The 22,271-nt window shown below is 70.8% G+C and carries 20 protein-coding genes; 15 read left to right on the top strand and 5 right to left on the bottom strand.

Annotation, left to right across the window (positions count from 1 at the left end; translation table 11 throughout):
- Positions 1–101: 101 nt before the first annotated feature.
- The 4 genes from rpsA (at position 102) to AOM06_RS12475 (ending at position 5,486) form a co-directional block, all read left to right on the top strand.
- Positions 102–1,589, top strand: coding sequence for a 30S ribosomal protein S1 (gene rpsA / locus AOM06_RS12490; RefSeq protein WP_062306910.1), 1,488 nt, complete (start codon positions 102–104; stop codon positions 1,587–1,589).
- A 93-nt stretch (positions 1,590–1,682) separates the two neighbouring features.
- Positions 1,683–2,276 (top strand): dephospho-CoA kinase, encoded by a 594-nt coding sequence (coaE, locus tag AOM06_RS12485; RefSeq protein WP_062306905.1) that lies wholly within the window; start codon positions 1,683–1,685, stop codon positions 2,274–2,276.
- A 44-nt stretch (positions 2,277–2,320) separates the two neighbouring features.
- Positions 2,321–4,393, top strand: a complete 2,073-nt coding sequence (uvrB, locus tag AOM06_RS12480) for an excinuclease ABC subunit UvrB (RefSeq protein ID WP_062306902.1) — start codon at positions 2,321–2,323, stop codon at positions 4,391–4,393.
- Between the two features lie 61 nt (positions 4,394–4,454).
- Positions 4,455–5,486 (top strand): TerC/Alx family metal homeostasis membrane protein, encoded by a 1,032-nt coding sequence (locus AOM06_RS12475; RefSeq protein WP_062306899.1) that lies wholly within the window; start codon positions 4,455–4,457, stop codon positions 5,484–5,486.
- 33 nt (positions 5,487–5,519) lie between these two features.
- Here AOM06_RS12475 and AOM06_RS14835 read toward each other — a convergent pair whose 3' ends face one another.
- Positions 5,520–5,819 carry a YciI family protein gene (locus AOM06_RS14835; protein ID WP_062306894.1) on the bottom strand — a complete coding sequence of 100 codons (300 nt, stop codon included), beginning with the start codon at positions 5,817–5,819 and terminating at the stop codon, positions 5,520–5,522.
- 43 nt (positions 5,820–5,862) lie between these two features.
- Positions 5,863–6,606, bottom strand: coding sequence for a helix-turn-helix domain-containing protein (locus AOM06_RS14830; RefSeq protein ID WP_062306890.1), 744 nt, complete (start codon positions 6,604–6,606; stop codon positions 5,863–5,865).
- Between the two features lie 100 nt (positions 6,607–6,706).
- Here AOM06_RS14830 and uvrA point away from each other — a divergent pair, with 100 nt between their 5' ends.
- From uvrA to AOM06_RS12410, 11 genes are all read left to right on the top strand, one after another.
- A complete protein-coding gene (uvrA, locus tag AOM06_RS12460) occupies positions 6,707–9,547 on the top strand; it encodes an excinuclease ABC subunit UvrA (protein WP_062306884.1) in 2,841 nt (946 codons plus the stop codon).
- A 16-nt stretch (positions 9,548–9,563) separates the two neighbouring features.
- The gene (gene uvrC / locus AOM06_RS12455) at positions 9,564–11,447 is read left to right on the top strand and encodes an excinuclease ABC subunit UvrC (RefSeq protein ID WP_062306880.1); all 1,884 of its coding nucleotides are present in this window, start codon (positions 9,564–9,566) and stop codon (positions 11,445–11,447) included.
- On the top strand, positions 11,444–12,364 hold the full coding sequence (gene rapZ / locus AOM06_RS12450; RefSeq protein ID WP_082105564.1) for an RNase adapter RapZ: 921 nt from the start codon (positions 11,444–11,446) through the stop codon (positions 12,362–12,364). Before uvrC ends, rapZ begins: the two co-directional genes overlap by 4 nt.
- Entirely contained in the window at positions 12,361–13,308 is a 948-nt protein-coding gene (locus tag AOM06_RS12445; protein ID WP_062306876.1) for a gluconeogenesis factor YvcK family protein, read from the top strand. The genes rapZ and AOM06_RS12445 overlap by 4 nt, the downstream gene beginning before the upstream one ends.
- A 20-nt stretch (positions 13,309–13,328) precedes the next feature.
- Positions 13,329–14,312 carry a DNA-binding protein WhiA gene (gene whiA / locus AOM06_RS12440; protein ID WP_062306871.1) on the top strand — a complete coding sequence of 328 codons (984 nt, stop codon included), beginning with the start codon at positions 13,329–13,331 and terminating at the stop codon, positions 14,310–14,312.
- Between the two features lie 172 nt (positions 14,313–14,484).
- Entirely contained in the window at positions 14,485–15,489 is a 1,005-nt protein-coding gene (gene gap, locus AOM06_RS12435; protein WP_062306866.1) for a type I glyceraldehyde-3-phosphate dehydrogenase, read from the top strand.
- Between the two features lie 106 nt (positions 15,490–15,595).
- On the top strand, positions 15,596–16,786 hold the full coding sequence (locus AOM06_RS12430) for a phosphoglycerate kinase (protein WP_062306862.1): 1,191 nt from the start codon (positions 15,596–15,598) through the stop codon (positions 16,784–16,786).
- 5 nt (positions 16,787–16,791) lie between these two features.
- Positions 16,792–17,580, top strand: coding sequence for a triose-phosphate isomerase (gene tpiA / locus AOM06_RS12425; RefSeq protein ID WP_062306858.1), 789 nt, complete (start codon positions 16,792–16,794; stop codon positions 17,578–17,580).
- Positions 17,581–17,670: 90 nt separating this feature from the next.
- The gene (secG, locus tag AOM06_RS12420; protein ID WP_062306854.1) at positions 17,671–17,916 is read left to right on the top strand and encodes a preprotein translocase subunit SecG; all 246 of its coding nucleotides are present in this window, start codon (positions 17,671–17,673) and stop codon (positions 17,914–17,916) included.
- An 18-nt stretch (positions 17,917–17,934) separates the two neighbouring features.
- Positions 17,935–18,297, top strand: a complete 363-nt coding sequence (locus AOM06_RS12415) for an RNA polymerase-binding protein RbpA (protein WP_062306850.1) — start codon at positions 17,935–17,937, stop codon at positions 18,295–18,297.
- Between the two features lie 241 nt (positions 18,298–18,538).
- A complete protein-coding gene (locus tag AOM06_RS12410) occupies positions 18,539–18,820 on the top strand; it encodes a SelT/SelW/SelH family protein (RefSeq protein WP_062306845.1) in 282 nt (93 codons plus the stop codon).
- 127 nt (positions 18,821–18,947) lie between these two features.
- On the opposite strand, the gene pgl is transcribed toward AOM06_RS12410, so the two are convergent.
- The 3 genes from pgl to zwf are packed head-to-tail and all read right to left on the bottom strand — an operon-like array spanning position 18,948 to position 22,155.
- On the bottom strand, positions 18,948–19,670 hold the full coding sequence (gene pgl, locus AOM06_RS12405; RefSeq protein ID WP_062306842.1) for a 6-phosphogluconolactonase: 723 nt from the start codon (positions 19,668–19,670) through the stop codon (positions 18,948–18,950).
- Positions 19,667–20,587, bottom strand: a complete 921-nt coding sequence (locus AOM06_RS12400) for a glucose-6-phosphate dehydrogenase assembly protein OpcA (protein ID WP_062306837.1) — start codon at positions 20,585–20,587, stop codon at positions 19,667–19,669. Before AOM06_RS12400 ends, pgl begins: the two co-directional genes overlap by 4 nt.
- A complete protein-coding gene (gene zwf, locus AOM06_RS12395) occupies positions 20,584–22,155 on the bottom strand; it encodes a glucose-6-phosphate dehydrogenase (RefSeq protein WP_062306833.1) in 1,572 nt (523 codons plus the stop codon). Before zwf ends, AOM06_RS12400 begins: the two co-directional genes overlap by 4 nt.
- Between the last annotated feature and the right edge of the window lie 116 nt (positions 22,156–22,271).

Below are 22,271 nucleotides of genomic sequence, written 5' to 3'. Positions count from 1 at the left end.
CTGTGCGCCCGGGACGAGGTAGCATGTTCGTTGGTCTGGCGCGCCTGCGTGCCTGACCACAACTATCCATTCGATTCCCTGTCCACCGGAGCAATTCCTTAATGTCCGTTTCCACCCCCGAGTCCAGCATCGCAGTCAACGACATCGGCACCGCTGAGGATTTCCTCGCTGCTGTTGACGCGACCATCAAGAACTTCGACGACGGTGACCTTGTCGAGGGCACCATCGTGAAGGTCGACCGTGACGAGGTCCTCCTCGACATCGGCTACAAGACCGAGGGTGTCATCCCCTCGCGCGAGCTCTCCATCCGCCACGACGCCAACCCGGATGAGGTCGTCAACGTCGGCGACACCATCGAGGCGCTCGTCCTCACCAAGGAGGACAAGGAGGGTCGCCTGATCCTCTCGAAGAAGCGTGCGCAGTACGAGCGCGCGTGGGGCTCGATCGAGAAGATCAAGGACGAGGACGGCGTCGTCTCCGGCACCGTCATCGAGGTCGTCAAGGGCGGCCTCATCGTGGACATCGGCCTCCGCGGCTTCCTGCCGGCCTCGCTCGTCGAGATGCGCCGCGTCCGCGACCTCGCGCCCTACATCGGCCAGGCCATCGAGGCCAAGATCATCGAGCTCGACAAGAACCGCAACAACGTGGTCCTGTCGCGCCGTGCCTTCCTCGAGCAGACGCAGTCCGAGGTGCGCTCGTCGTTCCTCACCGCGCTCGCGCCGGGCCAGGTCCGCAAGGGTGTCGTCTCCTCGATCGTCAACTTCGGTGCGTTCGTGGACCTCGGCGGCGTCGACGGCCTCGTGCACGTCTCCGAGCTGTCGTGGAAGCACATCGACCACCCGTCCGAGGTCGTCTCGGTCGGCCAGGAGGTCGAGGTCGAGGTCCTCACCGTCGAGATGGACCGCGAGCGCGTCTCGCTGTCGCTCAAGGCGACCCAGGAGGACCCGTGGGCGGTCTACGCCCGCACCCACGCGATCGGCCAGATCGTCCCGGGCAAGGTCACCAAGCTCGTCCCGTTCGGCGCGTTCGTCCGCGTCTACGAGGGCATCGAGGGTCTGGTGCACATCTCCGAGCTCGCCACCCGCCACGTCGAGCTGCCCGAGCAGGTCGTCTCCGCGGACGAGGACGTGTTCGTCAAGATCATCGACATCGACCTCGAGCGTCGCCGCATCTCGCTGTCCATCAAGCAGGCCAACGAGGGCGTGGACCCGCAGGGCGAGGACTTCGACCCCGCGCTCTACGGCATGACCGCCGAGTACGACGCTCAGGGCAACTACAAGTACCCCGAGGGCTTCGACCCGGAGACCCAGGAGTGGCGCGAGGGCTTCGAGTCCGAGCGCGAGGCCTGGGAGGCCGAGTACGCCAAGGCGCACGAGCGCTGGGAGGCGCACAAGTCGTTCGTCGCGAAGCAGGACGCTGCAGCCGCCGAGGCCGAGGCCACCGCTCCGGCCGCGTCGGCTCCCCGCAAGGGCGGCCGCAAGAACGACGCGCCCGCGTCCTACTCGTCGCACGACGAGTCCACGGACATGGGCACGCTTGCCTCGGACGAGCGCCTCGCGGCGCTTCGCGAGAAGCTCACCGGCAACTAGTCGGAACCGCACGAAGGCCGTCACCCCTGGGGTGGCGGCCTTCGTCGCGTCCTGGGCTTTGCGGCTGTCAGCGCCGCGTGTGAGACTTCACCCGTGCTACGCATCGGCCTCACCGGGGGGATCGCCTCGGGCAAGTCCACGGCCTCCGCGCGCTTCCGCGCGCTCGGCGCGCGGGTGATCGACCACGACGAGCTGGCCCGCCGGGCTGTCGAGCCCGGGTCCGCGGCGCTCGTGGACATCGTCTCCGAGTTCGGCGACCGCGTGCTCAGCGGCGGCGCGCTCGACCGTGCGGCGCTCGCGCAGATCGTGTTCTCCGACGATCACGCGCGCGGCCGTCTCAACGCGATCGTGCACCCGTACGTGCTCGCCATGGGAGCGGCGGCGGACCGGCAGGCGCGCCGTGAGGGCGCGAAGGTGGTGGTGCACGACATCCCGCTGCTCGTCGAGAGCGGCCTGGGGCAGGACTTCGACCTCGTCGTCACGGTGGCCGCGCCCGAGGACGTGCGGGTCAGGCGGATGGTCGACTCCCGCGGCATGGCGGCCTCCGACGCCGCCGCGCGGATCGCCTCGCAGGCGACGGACCTGGAGCGAGAGGCGGTGGCCGATGCCGTGCTCGACGGCTCCGGCCGGGTCGCCGACCTCGACGCTCAGGTCGACGCGTTCTGGGCGCTCCACGTCCCGGCCTGAGAGCGCCGCGATCCGCTGTCGGAGGCCCGGCGTACCGTAGTCGCATGAGCAGCCCCGACCTCCGCCGCAGCGAGGCACCGTTCCAGGTGATCTCCGAGTACCAGCCCTCCGGCGACCAGCCCAAGGCCATCGACGAGCTCGCGAGTCGACTCCAGGCAGGGGAGCAGGACGTGGTGCTCCTCGGTGCGACGGGTACGGGCAAGTCCGCCACCACCGCGTGGCTCGTGGAGCGGCTGCAGCGCCCCACGCTCGTGATGGCCCACAACAAGACGCTGGCGGCGCAGCTCGCGAACGAGTTCCGCGACCTGCTGCCGAACAACGCCGTCGAGTACTTCGTCAGCTACTACGACTACTACCAGCCCGAGGCGTACGTCCCGCAGACGGATACCTTCATCGAGAAGGACTCGTCGATCAACGAGGAGGTCGAGCGGCTGCGGTACTCGGCCACCAACTCGCTGCTGACCAGGCGCGACGTCGTGGTGGTCTCCTCCGTCTCGTGCATCTACGGGCTCGGCACGCCGGAGGAGTACATCCAGGGGATGGTGACGCTCGCCGTGGGCGACGTGGTCGACCGCGACTCGCTCCTGCGCGAGTTCGTGCAGATGCAGTACTCGCGCAACGACATCGCGTTCACGCGCGGCACGTTCCGCGTGCGCGGCGACACCGTGGAGATCATCCCGGTGTACGAGGAGCTCGCGATCCGGATCGAGATGTTCGGGGACGAGGTCGAGGCGCTCTACACGCTGCACCCGCTCACCGGCACCGTGGTCGAGCAGCGGCAGCAGGTGCACATCTTCCCCGCGTCCCACTACGTCGCGAGCGAGGAGCGGATGAACCGCGCCATCCACACCATCGAGCTCGAGCTGGGGGAGCGGCTCCACGAGCTCGAGCGGCAGAACAAGCTGCTCGAGGCGCAGCGCCTCAAGATGCGCACCACGTTCGACCTCGAGATGATGCGCTCGGTGGGCACGTGCTCGGGCATCGAGAACTACTCGCGGCACATCGAGCAGCGGGAGCCGGGCACGCCGCCCCACACGCTGCTCGACTACTTCCCGGACGACTTCCTCCTGGTGATCGACGAGTCGCACGTGACCGTGCCGCAGATCGGCGCGATGTACGAGGGCGACACGTCGCGCAAGCGCACCCTCGTCGAGCACGGCTTCCGGCTGCCCTCCGCCCTCGACAACCGACCGCTCAAGTGGCCCGAGTTCCAGGATCGCGTCGGTCAGACGGTCTACCTCTCCGCGACGCCCGGCAGGTACGAGCTCGAACGCTCGGACGGCGTGGTCGAGCAGATCATCCGGCCCACGGGGCTGGTGGATCCCAAGGTGGTGGTGAAGCCCACCGAAGGGCAGATCGACGACCTCCTCGAGTGCATCCGCGAGCGCGTGGACAAGGACGAGCGCGTGCTGGTCACCACGCTCACCAAGAAGATGGCAGAGGACCTTACGGAGTACCTGGGAGATCGGGGGGTGCGCGTCGAGTACCTGCACTCCGACGTCGACACCCTGCGCCGCGTCGAGCTGCTGCGCGAGCTGCGCATGGGGCGCTACGACGTGCTCGTGGGCATCAACCTGCTCCGCGAGGGCCTCGACCTTCCCGAGGTGTCGCTCGTGTCGATCCTCGACGCGGACAAGGAGGGCTTCCTCCGCTCCGGCACGTCGCTCATCCAGACCATCGGGCGCGCCGCGCGAAACGTCTCGGGCGAGGTCCACATGTACGCGGACTCGATCACGGACTCGATGGCGTCCGCGATCGACGAGACCAACCGTCGTCGCGAGCTCCAGGTCGCCTACAACCGGGAGAACGGCATCGACCCGCAGCCGCTGCGCAAGCGCATCGGGGACATCACCGAGATGCTCGCGCGCGAGGAGGCCGACACGGCGGAGACGCTCGAGCTGGCGAAGCACGGCGGCCAGGCGGGGGAGAAGGCGGCCAAGGCCGGCGGCGGGCTGCTCGCGCAGCGCCCGGCCGAGGAGCTCTCGCAGCTCATCGAGGACCTGTCGACGCAGATGAAGGGCGCGGCGGCGGAGCTCCAGTTCGAGCTCGCGGCGCGCCTGCGCGACGAGATCGGCGAGCTCAAGAAGGAGCTGCGTCAGATGATCAACGCCGGCTGAGCGGCGGCACGAGCGCCGGTGTGCGCATCGAGCGACCGCGGCGCGCCTCTACGATGGTCCGGTGGAATCGACGACCGTCTGGCTGGTGACCATCCTCGGCGTCCTCGCCGTCGTCGCGTTCGACTTCCTGGTCGTGGTGCGGCGTCCGCACGAGCCGAGCTTCAAGGAGTCGGTGCGCTGGACCCTGTTCTACGTGGGCCTCGCCGTGATCTTCGGCGTGGCGATGCTCGCGTGGGCGGGCCCTGGCAAGGGCGTCGAGTTCTTCGCCGGCTACGTCACGGAGTGGTCGCTCTCGGTCGACAACCTCTTCGTCTTCCTGGTGATCCTCGCGCGCTTCCAGGTACCCCCGCGCTACCGGCAGCGCGTGCTGCTGTTCGGCGTGGTGCTGGCGCTGGTGCTGCGCGGCCTCTTCATCGCGGCCGGCGCGGCAGCGCTGCACGCGTTCTCGTGGGTCTTCTACCTCTTCGGGTTCTTCCTGCTGTGGACCGCGGTGAGCGTGGCGCGCGAGGGCGGCGCCGAGGAGGGCGAGGTCGAGTACAAGGAGACCGCGCTCGTGGCGCTGGCGCGGCGCTTCCTGCCCGCCACGGACGGCTACCGCGGCGGCGCCGTGCTGGTGAAGGAGCACGGCAAGCGGCTCGTCACCCCGCTGCTCATGGTCATGATCGCGATCGGCACCACCGATGTGCTGTTCGCGCTCGACTCGATCCCCGCGATCTTCGGCCTCACCGACGACCCGTACATCGTCTTCACCGCGAACGCCTTCGCGCTGATGGGCCTGCGTCAGCTGTTCTTCGTGGTCGAGGGCCTGCTGCGGCGGCTCGTGTACCTCTCCTACGGCCTGTCGGTGGTGCTCGCGTTCATCGGCGTCAAGCTGGTCCTGAGCGCTCTGCACGAGAACTCGCTGCCGTTCATCAACGGGGGAGAGCCCGTGGCATGGGCGCCCGAGATCCCCACGTGGATGTCGCTCGCGGTCATCATCGTCGCGATCGGCGGCGCGGCGCTGGTGTCCGTCATCGTCTCGGCACGCACGGGCGAGGAGCTGCCGCGCGAGCACCACCACCGGCACCAGGACGCGCAGGCCGACGAGGTCTGATCCTCGAGCGCTGGGCGCCGCGTCGCGGCACGCTCAGGCGGGGAAGTCCCGGCCGGGCCACGCGCCGAAGGCCGGCCACTCGCGGACGGAGTGCCGGGGCACCAGGCCCGCGCGCACGTACGGGTCGCCGGCGATGATCCGCTCGGCGTCCTGCCTCGTCTCGACGTCGACGATGATGAGCGCGCCCGGCTCGAGGTCGTCGCCGTAGCGTCCGATCGCGGTCACGGTGCCCGCGTCCGCGAGCGTGCGGAAGTGCGCGAGGTGCTCGGGGCGCCGCGCTGCGCGCTCGTCGGCGCGCTCGTCGTAGACGTAATGGATCGCGTAGAGGCTCATGGGGTCATCCTGCCTGATCCGCGGCGTGGGGACGATGCGCGCGTCAGCGCGGCGCGGCGACCCCGCCTGCGGCCTCGCGCAGGGCGGCGACGTGCGCGTCGAACGCCGTGCGTCCCGCCGGCGTCGCGCGCATCCACGGGCGGTGCCCTCCCCATGCCGCGTCCGGGTGCGCGAGCTCCGCGTGGCCCGCGGCGGCGAGCGCGGCGGCGGTGGCGTCGACCGCGTCACGATCGCACTCGAGCATGCGTGCGGCGGCCGGGCCCGCGACGATGCCTTGGTAGCACGCGAGCACGCCGAGGAGGCGGAGGGTGAGCGGGTCGGCGAGCGCGGGGTCGAGGCGCGCCGGTGTGGATGCGTCAGGCAGCACGGGAAGCACCGCCTCCGCGCCCCATCGGAGGAAGACGCCGAACGTCGCCGCGCCCGTCGCGCCGCCGAGGGCGATGCCCACCCAGGACGCATCCCCGCTCCACCCGAGCGAGATCGCGGCCGCTGCGGCAGGTGCCACGATGCCGACGAACCAGGCGGCCCACCACCCGTAGGCGCGCCAGGAGCGCACCTGGGGGCGCATCGTGTCCCGCAGGCTGACCATGCTCGGGAGGATGAGGAGCCCGAGGGTGAGGAGGGCCCACGGGAACGGCGATCCCAGGGACAGCGCGGCGATCGAGCCGCCGAGGCCGAGAGCGACGGACGCCGAGCGCCACACGGGAGGGCGCGCCGTGTCCACCACCTTCACCTGCGCCTCCGCGAGATCGGCGAGCGTGCGAGCAGGGGTGTCGGAGGTCTCCACAGGCGCAAGCTAGCGCCTGCGCGCCCCCGGTCGGCGGCATCGTGCCGCGACACGCGCGATCGAACGTGTGTTCGAAGCGGTTTCCGCGTAGCATGGCCGGGTGAACGACCGTCTCCTCGTCCGCGGTGCTCGCGAGCACAACCTCAAGGGTGTCGACCTCGACCTCCCGCGCGACGCCCTCATCGTCTTCTCCGGCCTGTCGGGCTCCGGCAAGTCCTCCCTTGCGTTCGACACGATCTTCGCGGAGGGGCAGCGCCGCTACGTCGAGTCGCTGAGCGCCTATGCGCGCCAGTTCCTGGGGCAGATGGACAAGCCCGACGTCGACTTCATCGAGGGGCTGAGCCCCGCGGTGTCGATCGACCAGAAGTCGACCAACCGCAACCCTCGCTCGACGGTGGGCACCATCACCGAGGTCTACGACTACCTCCGCCTGCTCTACGCGCGCGTGGGCACCCCGCACTGCCCGGTCTGCGGCGAGGTCATCCAGGCGCAGACTCCGCAGCAGATCGTGGACTCGGTGCTCGCGCTTCCCGAAGGCACGCGGTACCAGGTGCTCGCGCCGGTGATCCGCGGCCGCAAGGGTGAGTACCAGGACCTCTTCGAGGACCTCCAGCAGCAGGGCTTCGCGCGTGCCCGCGTCGACGGCGAGACGGTGCAGCTGACCGACCCGCCGAAGCTCGAGAAGAAGCTCAAGCACGACATCGAGGTGGTCGTCGACCGCCTGGTGGCCCGCGACGGTGTGCGCCGACGCCTCACGGACTCCGTGGAGACCGCGCTGCGGATCGCCGACGGCCTGGTGGTGATCGATCCGGTGGACGGCGAGATCGAGCCGCGCCGCTACTCGGAGAAGCGTGCGTGCCCGAACGATCACGTGCTCACGCTGGAGGAGATGGAGCCGCGCACCTTCTCCTTCAACGCCCCGTACGGTGCGTGCCCGCAGTGCACGGGCATCGGCATCAAGCTCGAGGTGGACCCCGACCTGGTGGTCCCCGACCGCGAGCTCTCGCTCGCGAACGGCGCCGTGGCGCCGTGGGCCGCGACCAGCTCCGACTACTTCTCGCGCACCCTCACCGCTCTGGCCGACGACCTCGGCTTCTCGATGGACACCCCGTGGAAGGACCTCCCGAAGGACGTCCAGGCGGCGATCCTCACGGGCAAGGACTACAAGGTCCACGTCCGGTTCAAGAACCGCTACGGCCGTGAGCGGCAGTACACCACGGGCTTCGAGGGCGCGATCACCTGGATCGAGCGCCTTCACGAGCAGACGGAGTCGGACTTCTCCCGCGAGAAGTACGAGTCCTACATGCGCGAGGTCCCGTGCCCCGTGTGCCGCGGCGCGCGCCTCAAGCCCGAGGTCCTCTCGGTGCTCATCGGCGGGCGGTCGATCGCGGAGGTCTGCGAGCTGTCGATCGCCGAGGCCCGCGACTTCCTGGTGACCGCCGAGCTCGACGAGCGCGGCCGCCACATCGCGGTCCAGGTGCTCAAGGAGATCGACGCGCGGCTGGGCTTCCTGCTCGACGTGGGCCTCGACTACCTCACGCTCGCGCGCGCCGCGGGGACCCTGAGCGGTGGCGAGGCGCAGCGCATCCGCCTGGCCACGCAGATCGGCTCGGGGCTCGTGGGCGTGCTCTACGTCCTCGACGAGCCGAGCATCGGCCTGCACCAGCGCGACAACCGCCGCCTCATCGAGACGCTCACGCGGCTGCGCGACCTGGGCAACACGCTCATCGTGGTGGAGCACGACGAGGACACCATCCGCACCGCGGACTGGGTGGTGGACATCGGCCCGGGCGCGGGCGAGCACGGGGGAGAGGTGGTCCACTCGGGCTCCTACGAGGACCTGCTCACCAACGAGCGCTCAATCACGGGCGCCTACGTCGCCGGCCGGCGCTCCATCGAGCTGCCCGAGGCGCGGCGCGCCATCGATCGCGGCCGGAAGGTCACGGTGGTCGGTGCGCGCGAGAACAACCTGCGCGACATCGACGTGGACTTCCCGCTTGGCGTGCTGACATCCGTGACCGGCGTGTCGGGCTCGGGCAAGTCCACCCTGGTCAACTCGATCCTCTACACGAGCCTCGCGAACACCCTCAACGGTGCGCGTCAGGTCGCCGGTCGCCACACGCGCATCACGGGCACCGACCAGCTCGACAAGACCGTGCACGTGGACCAGGGCCCTATCGGCCGCACCCCGCGCTCGAACCCCGCCACCTACACGGGCGTGTGGGACAAGGTGCGCAAGCTCTTCGCGGACACGCAGGAGGCGAAGGTGCGGGGCTACGGCCCCGGCCGCTTCTCCTTCAACGTCAAGGGCGGACGATGCGAGGCGTGCGCGGGCGACGGCACGCTCAAGATCGAGATGAACTTCCTCCCAGACGTCTACGTGCCGTGCGAGGTGTGCAAGGGCGCGCGGTACAACCGCGAGACGCTCGAGGTGCACTTCAAGGGCAAGAACGTCGCCGACGTGCTCGACATGCCGATCGAGGAGGCCGCGCACTTCTTCGAGGCCATCCCTGCGATCTCGCGCCACCTCACCACGCTCGTCGAGGTCGGGCTCGGCTACGTGCGCCTGGGCCAGCCGGCACCGACCCTCTCGGGCGGCGAGGCGCAGCGCGTCAAGCTCGCGTCGGAGCTCCAGCGCCGTTCGACGGGACGCACGGTGTACGTGCTCGACGAGCCCACCACCGGGCTGCACTTCGAGGACGTCCGCAAGCTGCTCGGCGTGCTCCAGGGGCTCGTGGACAAGGGCAACACGGTCATCGTGATCGAGCACAACCTCGACGTCATCAAGTCCTCCGACTGGGTGATCGACATGGGTCCCGAGGGCGGCTCGGGCGGAGGCATCGTGATCGCCGAGGGCACCCCCGAGGAGGTCGCGCGGGTGGAGGAGTCTCACACGGGGACCTTCCTCGCGGAGATCCTCGGCACGCCCGCGCCGGTGTGATCCGTAGGCTGGCCGCGTGACCGACCCCGCCTCGTACCGCCCGGCCCCGGGCACCATCCCGACCAAGCCCGGGGTGTACCGGTTCCGGGACCCGCACGGGCGCGTCGTGTACGTCGGCAAGGCCAAGAGCCTGCGCGCGCGGCTCGCCAACTACTTCCAGGACCCGGCGCAGCTGCACCCCCGCACGCGCGCCATGGTGACCACCGCGGCGTCCGTCGAGTGGACGGTGGTGCGCAACGAGGTCGAGGCGCTCATCCTCGAGCACACCTGGATCAAGCAGTACGACCCCCGCTTCAACGTGGTCTTCCGCGACGACAAGTCGTATCCCTACCTCGCGGTCACGATGAACGAACGGTTCCCCCGTATCCAGGTGATGCGCGGCGAGCGCAAGAAGGGCGTGCGCTACTTCGGCCCGTACGCGAAGGCCTGGGCCATCCGGGAGACCGTCGACACGCTGCTCACCGCGCTTCCCGTGCGCACCTGCGCGCCCGGGGTGTTCCGCAAGGCCGAGCGGCAGGGGAGGCCGTGCCTGCTCGGCTACATCGACAAGTGCGCCGCCCCCTGCGTCGGACGGATCAGCCCCGAGGACCACCGCGACCTGGCCGAGCGGGTGTGCCAGGTGCTCGCCGGCGATGCCAAGCCGCTGGTGCGCGACCTCACCGGGACGATGCACGACGCCGCGGAGCGCGAGGACTTCGAGGCCGCGGCGCGGGCGCGCGACAGGCTCCGCGCGCTCGACAGCGTGCTCGAGCGCAACGCGATCGTGCTCGACGCGGGGGTCGACACCGACATCTTCTCGCTCGAGGACGACGAGCTCGAGGCCGCGGCCCACGTGTTCCACGTCCGCGACGGCCGCATCGCGGGCGAGCGCGGCTGGGTGGTCGACAAGCCCGAGCCGCTCGGTCCGGCAGGGATGGTGGTGCGCCTGCTCGAGGAGGCGTACGGCGCGGCCGATGCCGAGGAGATCCCGCCCGAGGTCCTGGTCCCGCACCTGCCCGACGAGCACGCGATCCTCACCGAGTGGCTGTCCGGGCTGCGCGGCGCCAAGGTGACGATGCGCGTCCCGGCGCGGGGCAAGAAGGCGGAGCTCGCGGGCACGGGCCACGGCAACGCGGTCCAGGTGCTCGAGCAGCACCGCCTCAAGCGGGCGTCCGACCTCACGACGCGATCGGCCGCGCTCCAGGAGCTGCAGGAGACGCTCGGCCTGGCGGAGGCTCCGCTGCGCATCGAGTGCTACGACATCTCCCATACGCAGGGCACCAACCAGGTGGGCTCGATGGTGGTGTTCGAGGACGCGATCGCGCGCAAGCCCGAGTACCGGCAGTTCTCGATCGCCGATGCGGTCGACGACACCGCGGCGATGCACGAGGTCCTCTCGCGCCGCTTCCGCCGGTACCTCGAGGAGTCCCAGCTGCCACCCGAGGAGCGCGAGTCCGCGCGGTTCGCGTACCCGCCGCAGCTCGTGGTGGTCGACGGCGGCCTGCCGCAGGTCAACGCCGCGCGGCGCACCCTCGACGAGGTCGGCGTCCCGGAGATCGCCGTCGTCGGCCTCGCGAAGCGCCTTGAAGAGGTGTGGGTCCCTGGCGACGACTTCCCGGTGATCCTGCCGCGCGGGTCCGAGGCCCTGTACCTGCTGCAGCGCGTCCGCGACGAGGCCCACCGCTTCGCGATCCGCCATCACCGCGCGAAGCGCGGCAAGGCCATGAAGGTGTCCGCGCTCGACCAGGTGCCCGGGGTCGGCCCGGGACGGGCGAAGGCGCTGCTCACGCACTTCGGGTCGCTCGCCCGCCTCAAGGAGGCGTCCATCGAGCAGATCGCCCTGGTGCCCGGGGTCGGTGACGGCACCGCGCGGACGGTCTACCAGGCTCTCCGGGGTGAGGCTGGCATGCTGGAGCCATGATGGAAGAGGTCCCGCCAGTCACGTACCCGTCGGGCATCCCGCGCCCGGAGCTCGACATGACCGGGGTCGACGCCGAGGTCATGGTGCTCACCGGCATGTCGGGCGCCGGCCGCACACGCGCCGCGGCCGCGCTCGCCGACCTCGGCTGGTACGTGGTCGACAACCTCCCACCGCAGCTGCTCGCCGGCCTGGTCGAGATGATCGGGCGAGGGCCGCATCGTCGCCTCGCCGCGGTGGTCGACGTGCGCGGAGGATCGTTCTTCCAGGACGTGGAGGCCGTGCTCGACGACCTGGAGACGCGCGGCATCGCGGTGCGGACCGTCTTCCTCGACGCCTCGGACGCGACGCTCGTGCGTCGCTTCGAGGAGGCACGCCGCCCGCATCCGCTGCAGGGCGACGGCACGATCGTCGAGGGCATCGCGCGCGAGCGGGACGCGCTCGCCGCGGTCCGGGAGCGGGCGACCGAGGTGGTCGACACGTCGCGGCTCAACGTCCACCAGCTCCGGGACACCATGACCGAGATCGCGGGGGAGGGCGAGCCGACCCTCCAGGTCAACGTCCAGTCCTTCGGCTTCAAGAACGGCGCGCCCCACGACGCGGACTTCATCGCCGACGTCCGCTTCCTCCAGAACCCGCACTGGGAGCCGGCGCTGCGCCCGCTGACCGGGCTGGACGCTCCCGTGCGCGACTACGTGCTCGCCTCGGACGGCGCCCGCGAGTTCGTCTCCGGGTACGCGGACGTCATGGGGCTAGTGCTCGATCGCTATCGCGCGCACGACAAGCACTCGGTGACCATCGCGGTCGGCTGCACCGGCGGCAAGCATCGGTCCGTCGCGATCGCGACCGAGCTCGGCCGCGTGCTCACGGACCGGGGCTACCAGGTGCGCGTCACGCATCGTGACCGGGAGGTGCGATGACCGGTCCTCGCGTGGTCGCGCTGGGCGGCGGCCACGGGCTCTACGCCTCGCTCACCGCGCTGCGCGGCACGTGCGAGGAGCTCACCGCCGTGGTCACGGTCGCGGACGACGGCGGATCCTCGGGCCGCATCCGGGCCGAGATGCCCGTGCCTCCGCCGGGTGATCTGCGCATGGCGCTGTCCGCGCTGTGCGAGGACACCGAGTGGGGTCGCACGTGGCGCGACGTGCTCCAGTGGCGCTTCGCCACCGGCGGGCCGCTCGACGGGCATGCGGTGGGGAACCTGCTCATCGCGGGCCTGTGGGACCGCACCGGCGGGATCGTCGAGGGGCTCGACTGGGTGGCGCGCCTGCTGCGCGCCGAGGGCCGCGTGCTCCCGGTCTCCACCGAACCCATCACCGTGAGCGCCGAGGTGGCCTGCGCCGACGGCCCGCGGCGCGTCGTGGGTCAGGTGGCGGTCGCGACCGCGCCCGGGCGGGTCCGCTCGCTCGCGATCGACCCGCCCGATCCCGCGGTGCCCGCGGCGACGCTCGACGCGATCGCGAAGGCGGATGCCGTGATCCTCGGGCCGGGCAGCTGGTACACCTCCGTGCTCACGCACTTCCTGGTGCCGCGCGTGGCCGAGGCGCTCGTCGCGGCGGGGCCCCGCACCATCCTCACGCTCAACATCGCCGACGAGGACGAGGAGACCGCCGGGACCAACCGGGTGGACGACATCGCGGCCCTGCGCGCCACGGCCCCGGACTTCCGCCCCGCGGCGGTGCTCGTCGACGCGGCCGAGGACGATGCGGCGCTCCGTTCCGCGGTGGAGGACTGGGGGGCGCGCTATGTGTGCGTGCCGATGCGCGAGGAGGGCACGCTCGACCGCCACGACGTGGTGCGGCTGAGCGGCGAGTACCGGGCCCTGGTGACCTGGGTCACGAGCGGCGGCGCGCTCGCGCGGTAAGTGATGCCATCATTGTCGCCATGGCTTTGACGGCACAGGTGAAGGACGAGCTCGCAAGGGTCCCGCTCGAGAAGGTCTCCGCACGCAAGGCGGAGATCGCGGCGACCCTCCGATTCGCGGGCGGTCTGCACATCGTCTCCGGACGCATCGTCATCGAGGCCGAGCTCGACACCGCCGCCGCGGCGCGCCGCCTGCGCGGCTTCATCCACGAGACCTACGGGCTCGGCTCCGAGATCATCGTGGTCTCCGGCGGCGGCCTCAAGAAGGGCAACCGCTACGTGGTCCGCGTGGTGAAGGAGGGCGAGGCGCTCGCGCGTCAGACCGGCCTCCTCGATCACCGCGGCCGGCCCGTGCGCGGGCTCCCGCCCCATGTGGTCGGCGGTGCGATCGAGGACACCGTCGCCGCCTGGCGCGGCGCGTTCCTCGCCCACGGCTCGCTCACCGAGCCCGGACGCTCCTCGGCGCTCGAGGTGACGTCGCCCGGGCCTGAGGCCGCGCTCGCGCTCGTCGGTGCCGCGCGCCGCCTCGGGCTCAGCGCCAAGTCGCGCGAGGTGCGCGGCGTGGACCGCGTGGTCATCCGCGACGGCGACTCGATCGCGGCGCTGCTCACGCGCCTCGGCGCGCACGAGTCCGTGCTCGCGTGGGAGGAGAAGCGCACGCGTCGCGAGGTGCGGGGGACCGCAAACCGGCTCGCGAACTTCGACGACGCCAACCTGCGGCGCAGCGCCCGCGCCGCGGTGGCGGCCGGGGCGCGCGTGGCGCGCGCCTTCGAGATCCTCGGCGACGACCTTCCCGAGCACCTCCGTGAGGCGGGGGAGCTGCGCCTCGCGAACCGTGAGGCGTCGCTCGAGGAGCTCGGCAAGCTCGCCGATCCGCCGCTCACCAAGGACGCCGTCGCGGGGCGCATCCGACGCCTCCTCGCGACGGCGGACAAGCGCGCCGAGGAGCTGGGGATCCCGGACACCGAGGCGGGCATCAACCAGGACCTCCTCGACGACGAATAGCCGTCTGTGAACGTTCCCACCTGGGACTTCTGTCCGCTGGGTGCGTCCTCGGATTCGTTGTAGGCTCATCAGCAGTGGCCCGCTCCCGAGCGGCGTCCGGCGCACGTAGCGGTGCGCACCACACAACATCCACAATCGCGTCGCCCCGGCGGCGCACCGGAGGAGACACACTGTGACCATCAAGGTCGGTATCAACGGCTTCGGCCGCATCGGACGTAACTTCTTCCGCGCCGCGCGCGAGCTCGGCTTCGACTTCGAGGTGGTGGGTGTCAACGACCTCACCGACAACAAGACCCTCGCGCACCTCCTCAAGTACGACACCGTCCTGGGCAAGTTCCCGGGCGAGGTGACTTTCGACGACGAGAACCTCTACGTCGACGGCAAGGCGATCAAGGCTCTGGCCGAGCGTGACCCCGCCAACCTTCCCTGGGGCGAGCTGGGCGCCGACATCGTCATCGAGTCGACCGGCTTCTTCACCGACGCGACCAAGGCGCAGGCCCACATCGCCGCCGGCGCCAAGAAGGTCATCATCTCGGCCCCCGCGAGCAACGAGGACGCGACCTTCGTCGTGGGTGTGAACCACACCGACTACGACCCGGCCGCCCACCACGTCATCTCGAACGCCTCCTGCACCACGAACTGCCTCGCGCCGTTCGCGAAGGCGCTCAACGACGCCATCGGCATCGAGCGTGGCCTCATGACCACGATCCACGCCTACACGGGCGACCAGAACCTCCAGGACGGCCCGCACAAGGACCTCCGCCGTGCGCGTGCCGCCGCCCAGAACATCGTCCCCACCTCGACCGGTGCGGCGAAGGCCGTGGCGCTCGTCCTCCCCGAGCTCAAGGGCAAGCTCGACGGCTTCGCGATGCGCGTCCCGACCATCACCGGCTCGGCCACCGACCTCACCTTCGAGGCCTCGCGTGAGACCACCATCGAGGAGGTCAACGCCGCGATCAAGGCCGCTGCCGAGGGCCCCATGGCCGGCACGCTGTCCTACGTCGAGGACGACATCGTCTCCTCGGACATCGTGGGCGACCCGCACCAGTCGATCTTCGACTCGAAGCTCACCAAGGTGAACGGCTCGACCGTCAAGGTCGTCTCCTGGTACGACAACGAGTGGGGCTACTCCGCTTCGCTCGCCAAGCTGACGAACTACGTCGGCGAGCGCCTCTAAGCACTCTCGATGTGATCGCTTCGACGGCCGCGCACGCTCTGGCGTGTGCGGCCGTCGTCGCGTCACCCTCTTTCTCCCTTCCGCTCTCACAGGAACAGGAACACTGATGAAGACCATCGACTCGCTCGGCGACCTCGCCGGCAAGAAGGTGCTCGTCCGCTCGGACCTCAACGTCCCGCTCGACGGCACCACCATCACGGACGACGGCCGCGTCCGCGCCTCGGTCCCCACGATCGAGAAGCTGCTCGCCGCCGGCGCCGCCGTCATCGTCACCGCGCACCTCGGCCGCCCCAAGGGCGAGCCCGAGGCCAAGTACTCGCTCGCGCCCGCCGCGGCCCGCCTCGCGGAGCTGCTCGGCAAGCCCGTGACCCTCGCGGACGACCTCGTCGGCCCGTCGGCGAAGGCCGTCACCGACGCGCTCGAGCCCGGCCAGGTGGCCATGCTCGAGAACGTGCGCTTCGACGCGCGCGAGACCTCGAAGGTCGACGAGGAGCGCCAGGCGCTCGCCGCCGAGCTCGCGGCCTTCGCGGACGCGTTCGTCTCGGACGGCTTCGGCGTCGTGCACCGCAAGCAGGCGTCGGTCTACGACGTCGCGCAGGTGCTGCCCGCCGCGGCCGGCACGCTGGTCGAGAAGGAGGTCGTGTCGCTGGGCAAGGCCGTCACCGACCCGGCCCGCCCGTACGCGGTGGTCCTCGGCGGCTCGAAGGTCTCCGACAAGCTCGGCGTCATCGCGAACCTCCTCACCAAGGCCGACCGTCTCCTCATCGGCGGCGGCATGGTCTTCACCTTCCTCGCGGCCAAGGGCTACGAGGTCGGCACCTCGCTCCTCGAGGCCGACCAGATCGACACGGTCAAGGGCTACCTCAAGACGGCCGAGGAGAACGGCGTCGAGATCGTCCTCCCGACCGACATCGTCGCGGCGGACAAGTTCGCGGCCGACGCAGATGCGCTCGTGGTCGCCGCGGACGCGATCCCCGCGGACCGCATGGGCCTCGACATCGGCCCCGACTCGGCCGCGCTGTTCGCGTCCAAGCTCGCCGACGCCAAGACCATCGTGTGGAACGGCCCCATGGGCGTGTTCGAGATGGAGGCCTTCGCGGCCGGCACCAAGGCCGTCGCCCAGGCGATGATCGACTCCGACGGCTTCTCGGTCGTCGGTGGCGGCGACTCGGCCGCGGCCGTGCGCCTGCTCGGCTTCGACGAGGCCGGCTTCGGCCACATCTCGACGGGCGGCGGCGCGTCGCTCGAGCTGCTCGAGGGCAAGGTCCTGCCGGGCCTCGCCGTTCTGGAGGACTGATACCCATGGCACGTACCCCCCTGATCGCAGGCAACTGGAAGCTCAACCTCGACCACCTCGAGGCGACGCACACCGTCCAGAAGCTCGCCTGGCTGCTCCGTGACGCCAAGCACGACTTCTCCGAGGTCGAGGTCGCGGTGCTCCCGTCGTTCACGTCGCTGCGCTCCGTGCAGACGCTCGTGGACGCGGACCAGCTCGAGCTCAAGTACGGCGCGCAGGACATCTCCGCGCACGTCTCGGGCGCCTACACCGGCGAGGTCTCCGGCACGCAGCTGTCGAAGCTCGGCGTCTCGTACGTGGCCGTGGGCCACTCGGAGCGTCGCCAGTACCACGGCGAGACCGACGAGGTCGTGGCCACCAAGACCAAGGCGGCGTTCGAGCACGGCATCGTGCCGATCGTCTGCGTGGGCGAGGGCCTCGACATCCGCAAGGCCGGCGAGCACGTGTCCTACACGCTCGCCCAGGTCGACGGTGCGTTGGAGGGCCTCCCGGCCGACAAGGCCAAGGACGTCGTCATCGCCTACGAGCCCGTGTGGGCCATCGGCACCGGCGAGGTCGCGACCCCCGCGGACGCGCAGGAGGTCTGCGCGGCCATCCGTGGCCGCCTCGCGGAGCTCTACGACGCCGAGCTCGCGGACGGCGTCCGCGTGCTCTACGGCGGCTCGGTGAAGTCCTCGTCGATCGCGCAGCTCATGGCGGAGGAGGACGTCGACGGCGGCCTCGTCGGCGGAGCCTCGCTCGACCCGGAGGAGTTCTCCAAGATCGCGCGCTTCAAGCAGCACAACGCCGCGTAAGCACACAGGAGCGGGGTCGGGCCATGGGGGTCCGGCCCCGCTTCTCACGTCGCGTATCCTTGTGAGCGCAATCCATCATCTGGGAGAACCGTGGACATCCTCGAGACCATCCTCTGGGTCATGCTGGTCGTGACATCGCTGCTGATCATCGGCCTGGTGCTCATCCACCGCGGACGCGGCGGCGGCATCACCGACATGTTCGGCGGAGGCCTCGCGTCGGGCGTCCAGTCGTCCGCCGTCGGCGAGCGCAACCTCTCGCGCATCACGTGGGGTGTCGCCATCGCCTGGGGCGCCGTGGTCGTTCTGCTGGGGCTCGTGTCCCGGTTCTCCATCTAAGCAACGGAGGTCGCACCCATGGCAGGGGGCAACGCCATCCGAGGCTCGCGCGTCGGCGCGGGACCTATGGGAGAGGACGAGCGGGGCGAATCCGCGCCGCGTCAGGTCGTCTCGTACTACTGTGCGCGGGGTCACGTGACCTCGCCGAGCTTCGCGGTCGGTGACGACCAGGAGATCCCGGTCGAGTGGGACTGCCCGCGCTGCGGGCTCCCCGGCGGTCTCGACGCGGAGAACCCGCCGGAGCCGATGCGCAACGAGCCTTACAAGACGCACCTCGCGTATGTGAAGGAGCGTCGCTCGGACGACGAGGGCAAGGAGCTCCTCGACGAGGCGCTCGCCGCGCTGCGGGCTCGCCGCGGCGACCTCGCGGTCGCCGAGTAACACGTCACGAAGGCCGGTCACCTGCACGGGTGGCCGGCCTTCGTCGTCCCCCACGGCTCCGCCACACAAGCGGCTCGCATCGGTGCCGAATAGGGGCTCTGGGACCACGACACGCCGTCGACACGCCGGGCCCTGTGTGGCGGAGCCGCGAATGCGTGTGGCGGAGCCGGCGGGAATTCGCGCCGCCTGCCCGACGTAGGGGAGAGTGGGACCCGATCCCCGCCACCGAGAAGGAGAGACGATGCAGATCGAGATCGAGTACTGCGTGCCCTGCGGCTACCTGCCGAAGGCGACCGCCGCCCAGACCCGCCTGCTGGAGGAGTTCGGCAACGCGATCGAGGGCGTGACGCTCAAGACGGGCCGCAAGGGCGTGTTCACGTTCCGCGCCGACGGCGAGGAGATCTACGCGAAGCCCGCCGAGTTCGACATCGAGGGCATCGTCGCGACGGTGCGCGAGCGGCTCCCGGAGCGTGAGGGCATCCAGCCCGACGGCCGTGACCTGCTCATGGGCAAGCGCCACTGAGCCCGCACCTCGCCTGACAGTCGCAACGGAGTTCAGCGCGACACGCCGATGGCCGGCCCCGTTTCGGGGCCGGCCATCGGCGTGTCGGATCGAGATCCGTTGGAGCTGTCGGGGAGGGCGGGTCGGGTCAGACCTCCGCCACGGCCTCCGCGTCGACCAGCCAGAGCGTCTCCTCCGTGCCGCGCACCGCGGCCGCGGGCAGCTCGAGGTCTCCGTGCAGCGCACGCGCCGTGACCTCAGCCTTCGCGGCGCCGGCGGCCACCACCCAGACCCGCTTCGCGCGCCGGATGCACTCGAGCGTGAGGGACACGCGCGTGGGCGGGGGCTTGGGGGAGCCGTGCACGGCGATGACGCCCGCGCCGGTCGCGCCGTACCCCTCGTGGCCCGGGAAGAGGGACGCGACGTGACCGTCGGGTCCCATGCCGAGCATGAGCACATCCCAGGCGGGCGCGCCCTCGGCCGCGATGTCCTCGGCGTACGAGAACGCTGCCTCCTCCACCGTGGCGAAGTCCGAGGACGCTCCCATCCGGTGGATGTTCTCCTCGGGCAGCGGCAGCGCGCGCAGCATCGCGGCCTGGGCCTGTCCCTCGTTGCGGTCGGCGTCGCCGGAGGGGACGAAGCGCTCGTCGCCCCACCACACGTGCACGCTGGTCCAGTCGATCGAGGCCGCCAGGGGAGACCGGGCCGCCGCCGCGAGCGTGGCGATCCCCACCGTGCCGCCGGTGAGCACCACGTCCGCGCGCTCCTGCAGGGACAGCGTGTCCACCAGGGCGAGCAGCAGGCGCGCGGCGGTCGCCTCGGCGAGCGCGTCCGCGGAGGCGTGCACCACCACGCGAGCGTTGCCGCTCACAGCGGCACCGCCGTGTCCTCGGCGAAGGCCGCGAGGACCTCGCCGTAGACCGCATCGGCATCCAGGCGGCGCAGCTCCTCCGCGAGCGCCTCCTCGAGCGAGCGGGCAGGCAGCGCGATCTGGTGGTCGGGCTGGCCGGGCTGGCGGATCGTCGCGTTGTGGCCGTCGGGGCGCGAGATCTCGATCGAGCCCGACGGGGTCTCGAGGACCACGTTCTCGAGCGCCGCGACCGAGTCGTCGTAGGTCGCCACGATCTCGCAACCGAGCGTGCTGCGCAGCCACGCGCCGAGCAGCAGGATCGACGGGCTGTTGGTGTCGCCGTGGAGGCGCGCGAGGGTCACCTCGGGCACCTTGACCTGGTCGAGCGCGGCCGCCATGAGCGCGCGCCACCTCGTCAGCCGGGTCCAGGCCAGGTCGGTGTCGCCCGGGCGGTAGCAGTGGGCGAGGCCCAGGAGGACGCCGGCGGGGTCGGACTCGCCCTTCGTGTCCGTGATGCGACGCTGCGCCATGCGGCCCAGCGAGCGCTTGCCCAGGTCGGACGGCACCCCCGCGGGCCACCACACGACGATGGGGGCGTCGGGCAGGAGGAGCGGCGTCACGAGCGTGTCGTCGTGGCCGATCTGGTCGCCGCACGGACGCAGCACCACCACCTCGGAGGCGCCGGCGTCCCCGCCCACGCGGATCTCCGCGTCGAGGCGTGCCTCCGAGGCGGTCCCGGGGGCGATGACGATGATGCGGCACGGGTGCTCGCGCGAGGCGACGTTCGCGGTCGCGATGGCCTGCTCGGCATCGGCGCCGGTCGCGTCGATCACCAGCGTCATCACGCGGGCGAGCGTGATGACGCCGCCCTCCTTGCGCGAGTCGATGAGGCGCTTGTTGATCGCGCCCGTGGTGGTGTGGGGAAGCTCGATGATCATGGGCGCCTCCAGACGCGTCCGTCGCGGGCCATCATCTCGTCGGAGCCGGGCGGGCCCCACGTGCCGGAGCGGTACGGCTCGGGCTGGCCCTGGGTCTCCCAGAAGGACGTGATGGGGTCGAGGATCTTCCAGGAGAGCGCGACCTCCTCCTGGCGGGGGAACAGCGGCGGGTCGCCGAGCAGGACGTCGAGGATGAGCCGCTCGTAGGCCTCGGGGGAGCTCTCGGTGAACGCGTTGCCGTACGCGAAGTCCATCGTCACGTCGCGGACCTCCATCGCGGTGCCGGGCACCTTGGAGCCGAAGCGCAGCGTCACGCCCTCGTCGGGCTGGACGCGGATCACCAGGGCGTTGGTGCCCACGTCGGATCCGCTGATCTCCTGGAAGTACGGCGAGGGCGCCTTCTTGAACACCAGCGCGATCTCGGTGACGCGACGGCCGAGGCGCTTGCCAGCGCGCAGGTAGAACGGGGTGCCGGCCCAGCGGCGGTTGGGGACGTCGAGGCGGATCGCGGCGTAGGTCTCGGTGATCGAGTCGGCGGAGATGCCGTCCTCGTCGAGGAAGCCGCCCACCTGCTCCCCGCCGCGCCAGCCGGCGGCGTACTGGCCGCGCGCCGTGCCCAGGCCGAGGTCCTCGGGAAGCCGGACGGAGCGCAGGACCTTCTCCTTCTCCATGCGGAGGTCGTCGGCCTCGAACGAGGCCGGCTCCTCCATCGCGGTGAGCGCGAAGAGCTGGAGCAGGTGGTTCTGGATGACGTCGCGCGCGGTGCCGATGCCGTCGAAGTAGCCCGCACGGGAGCCGATGCCGATGTCCTCCGCCATCGTGATCTGGACGTGGTCGACGTACTGCGAGTTCCAGATGGGCTCGAACAGCTGGTTCGCGAAGCGCACCGCGAGCAGGTTCTGGACCGTCTCCTTGCCGAGGTAGTGGTCGATGCGGAAGACCGAGTCCGGCGGGAACACCTCGGAGACCACGGCGTCGAGCTCCTCCGCCGACTCCAGGTTGTGGCCGAAGGGCTTCTCGATCACCACGCGGCGCCACGTGTCCTCGCGCGGCGCGGACAGGCCGGACTCGCGCAGCTGCGTCACCACCTGCGGGAAGGCCGAGGGCGGGATCGAGAGGTAGAACGCGTGGTTGCCTCCCGTGCCGCGCTCACGGTCGAGCGTCTCGACGGTCTCGCGCAGGCGCGCGAAGGCCTCCGGGTCGTCGAACGTCCCCTGCACGAACCGGATGCCCTCGGACAGCTGCTGCCACGTCTCCTCGCGGAACGGCGTGCGCGCGTACTTCTTCACCGAGTCGTGCACCACCTGCGCGAAGTCCTGCTCGTCCCAGTCGCGGCGCGCGAAGCCGGTGAGCGCGAAGGCCGGGGGCAGCAGGCCTCGGTTCGCGAGGTCGTACACCGCGGGCATGAGCTTCTTGCGGGCGAGGTCGCCCGTGACTCCGAACATGACCAGCCCGCACGACCCGGCGATGCGGGGCAGGCGACGGTCGCGGGGATCGCGCAAGGGATTGTTCACTCGAGAGACCTTCCAGGGGGGACGTCGAAGGGGCGGCGACGATGCTGGGGCCATCCTATTGCGAGGTTCCTCCCAGGCGTCGCCACCAGATGAGACGCCCCGCTCGTCCTGACAGCACGAACGGAATCGGGCCCGACACGCCGGGGCGAGGGACGCATCGTGACCGATCC

The organism is Demequina subtropica (assembly GCF_000971235.1).
Lineage (GTDB): Bacteria > Actinomycetota > Actinomycetes > Actinomycetales > Demequinaceae > Demequina > Demequina subtropica.
The sequence above is the reverse complement of the archived record's forward strand: the minus strand, read 5'-3'. Positions and strand labels throughout refer to the sequence as shown.

Excerpts from the sequence above, each read along its gene's own strand:
- rpsA (WP_062306910.1), top strand. The coding sequence starts at position 102 with ATGTCCGTTTCCACCCCCGAGTCCAGCATCGCAGTCAACGACATCGGC.
- uvrB (WP_062306902.1), top strand. The coding sequence starts at position 2,321 with ATGAGCAGCCCCGACCTCCGCCGCAGCGAGGCACCGTTCCAGGTGATC.
- AOM06_RS14835 (WP_062306894.1), bottom strand. The coding sequence starts at position 5,819 with ATGAGCCTCTACGCGATCCATTACGTCTACGACGAGCGCGCCGACGAG.
- rapZ (WP_082105564.1), top strand. The coding sequence starts at position 11,444 with ATGATGGAAGAGGTCCCGCCAGTCACGTACCCGTCGGGCATCCCGCGC.
- AOM06_RS12445 (WP_062306876.1), top strand. The coding sequence starts at position 12,361 with ATGACCGGTCCTCGCGTGGTCGCGCTGGGCGGCGGCCACGGGCTCTAC.
- whiA (WP_062306871.1), top strand. The coding sequence starts at position 13,329 with ATGGCTTTGACGGCACAGGTGAAGGACGAGCTCGCAAGGGTCCCGCTC.
- AOM06_RS12430 (WP_062306862.1), top strand. The coding sequence starts at position 15,596 with ATGAAGACCATCGACTCGCTCGGCGACCTCGCCGGCAAGAAGGTGCTC.
- tpiA (WP_062306858.1), top strand. The coding sequence starts at position 16,792 with ATGGCACGTACCCCCCTGATCGCAGGCAACTGGAAGCTCAACCTCGAC.
- AOM06_RS12415 (WP_062306850.1), top strand. The coding sequence starts at position 17,935 with ATGGCAGGGGGCAACGCCATCCGAGGCTCGCGCGTCGGCGCGGGACCT.
- AOM06_RS12410 (WP_062306845.1), top strand. The coding sequence starts at position 18,539 with ATGCAGATCGAGATCGAGTACTGCGTGCCCTGCGGCTACCTGCCGAAG.
- AOM06_RS12400 (WP_062306837.1), bottom strand. The coding sequence starts at position 20,587 with ATGATCATCGAGCTTCCCCACACCACCACGGGCGCGATCAACAAGCGC.
- zwf (WP_062306833.1), bottom strand. The coding sequence starts at position 22,155 with ATGGCCCCAGCATCGTCGCCGCCCCTTCGACGTCCCCCCTGGAAGGTC.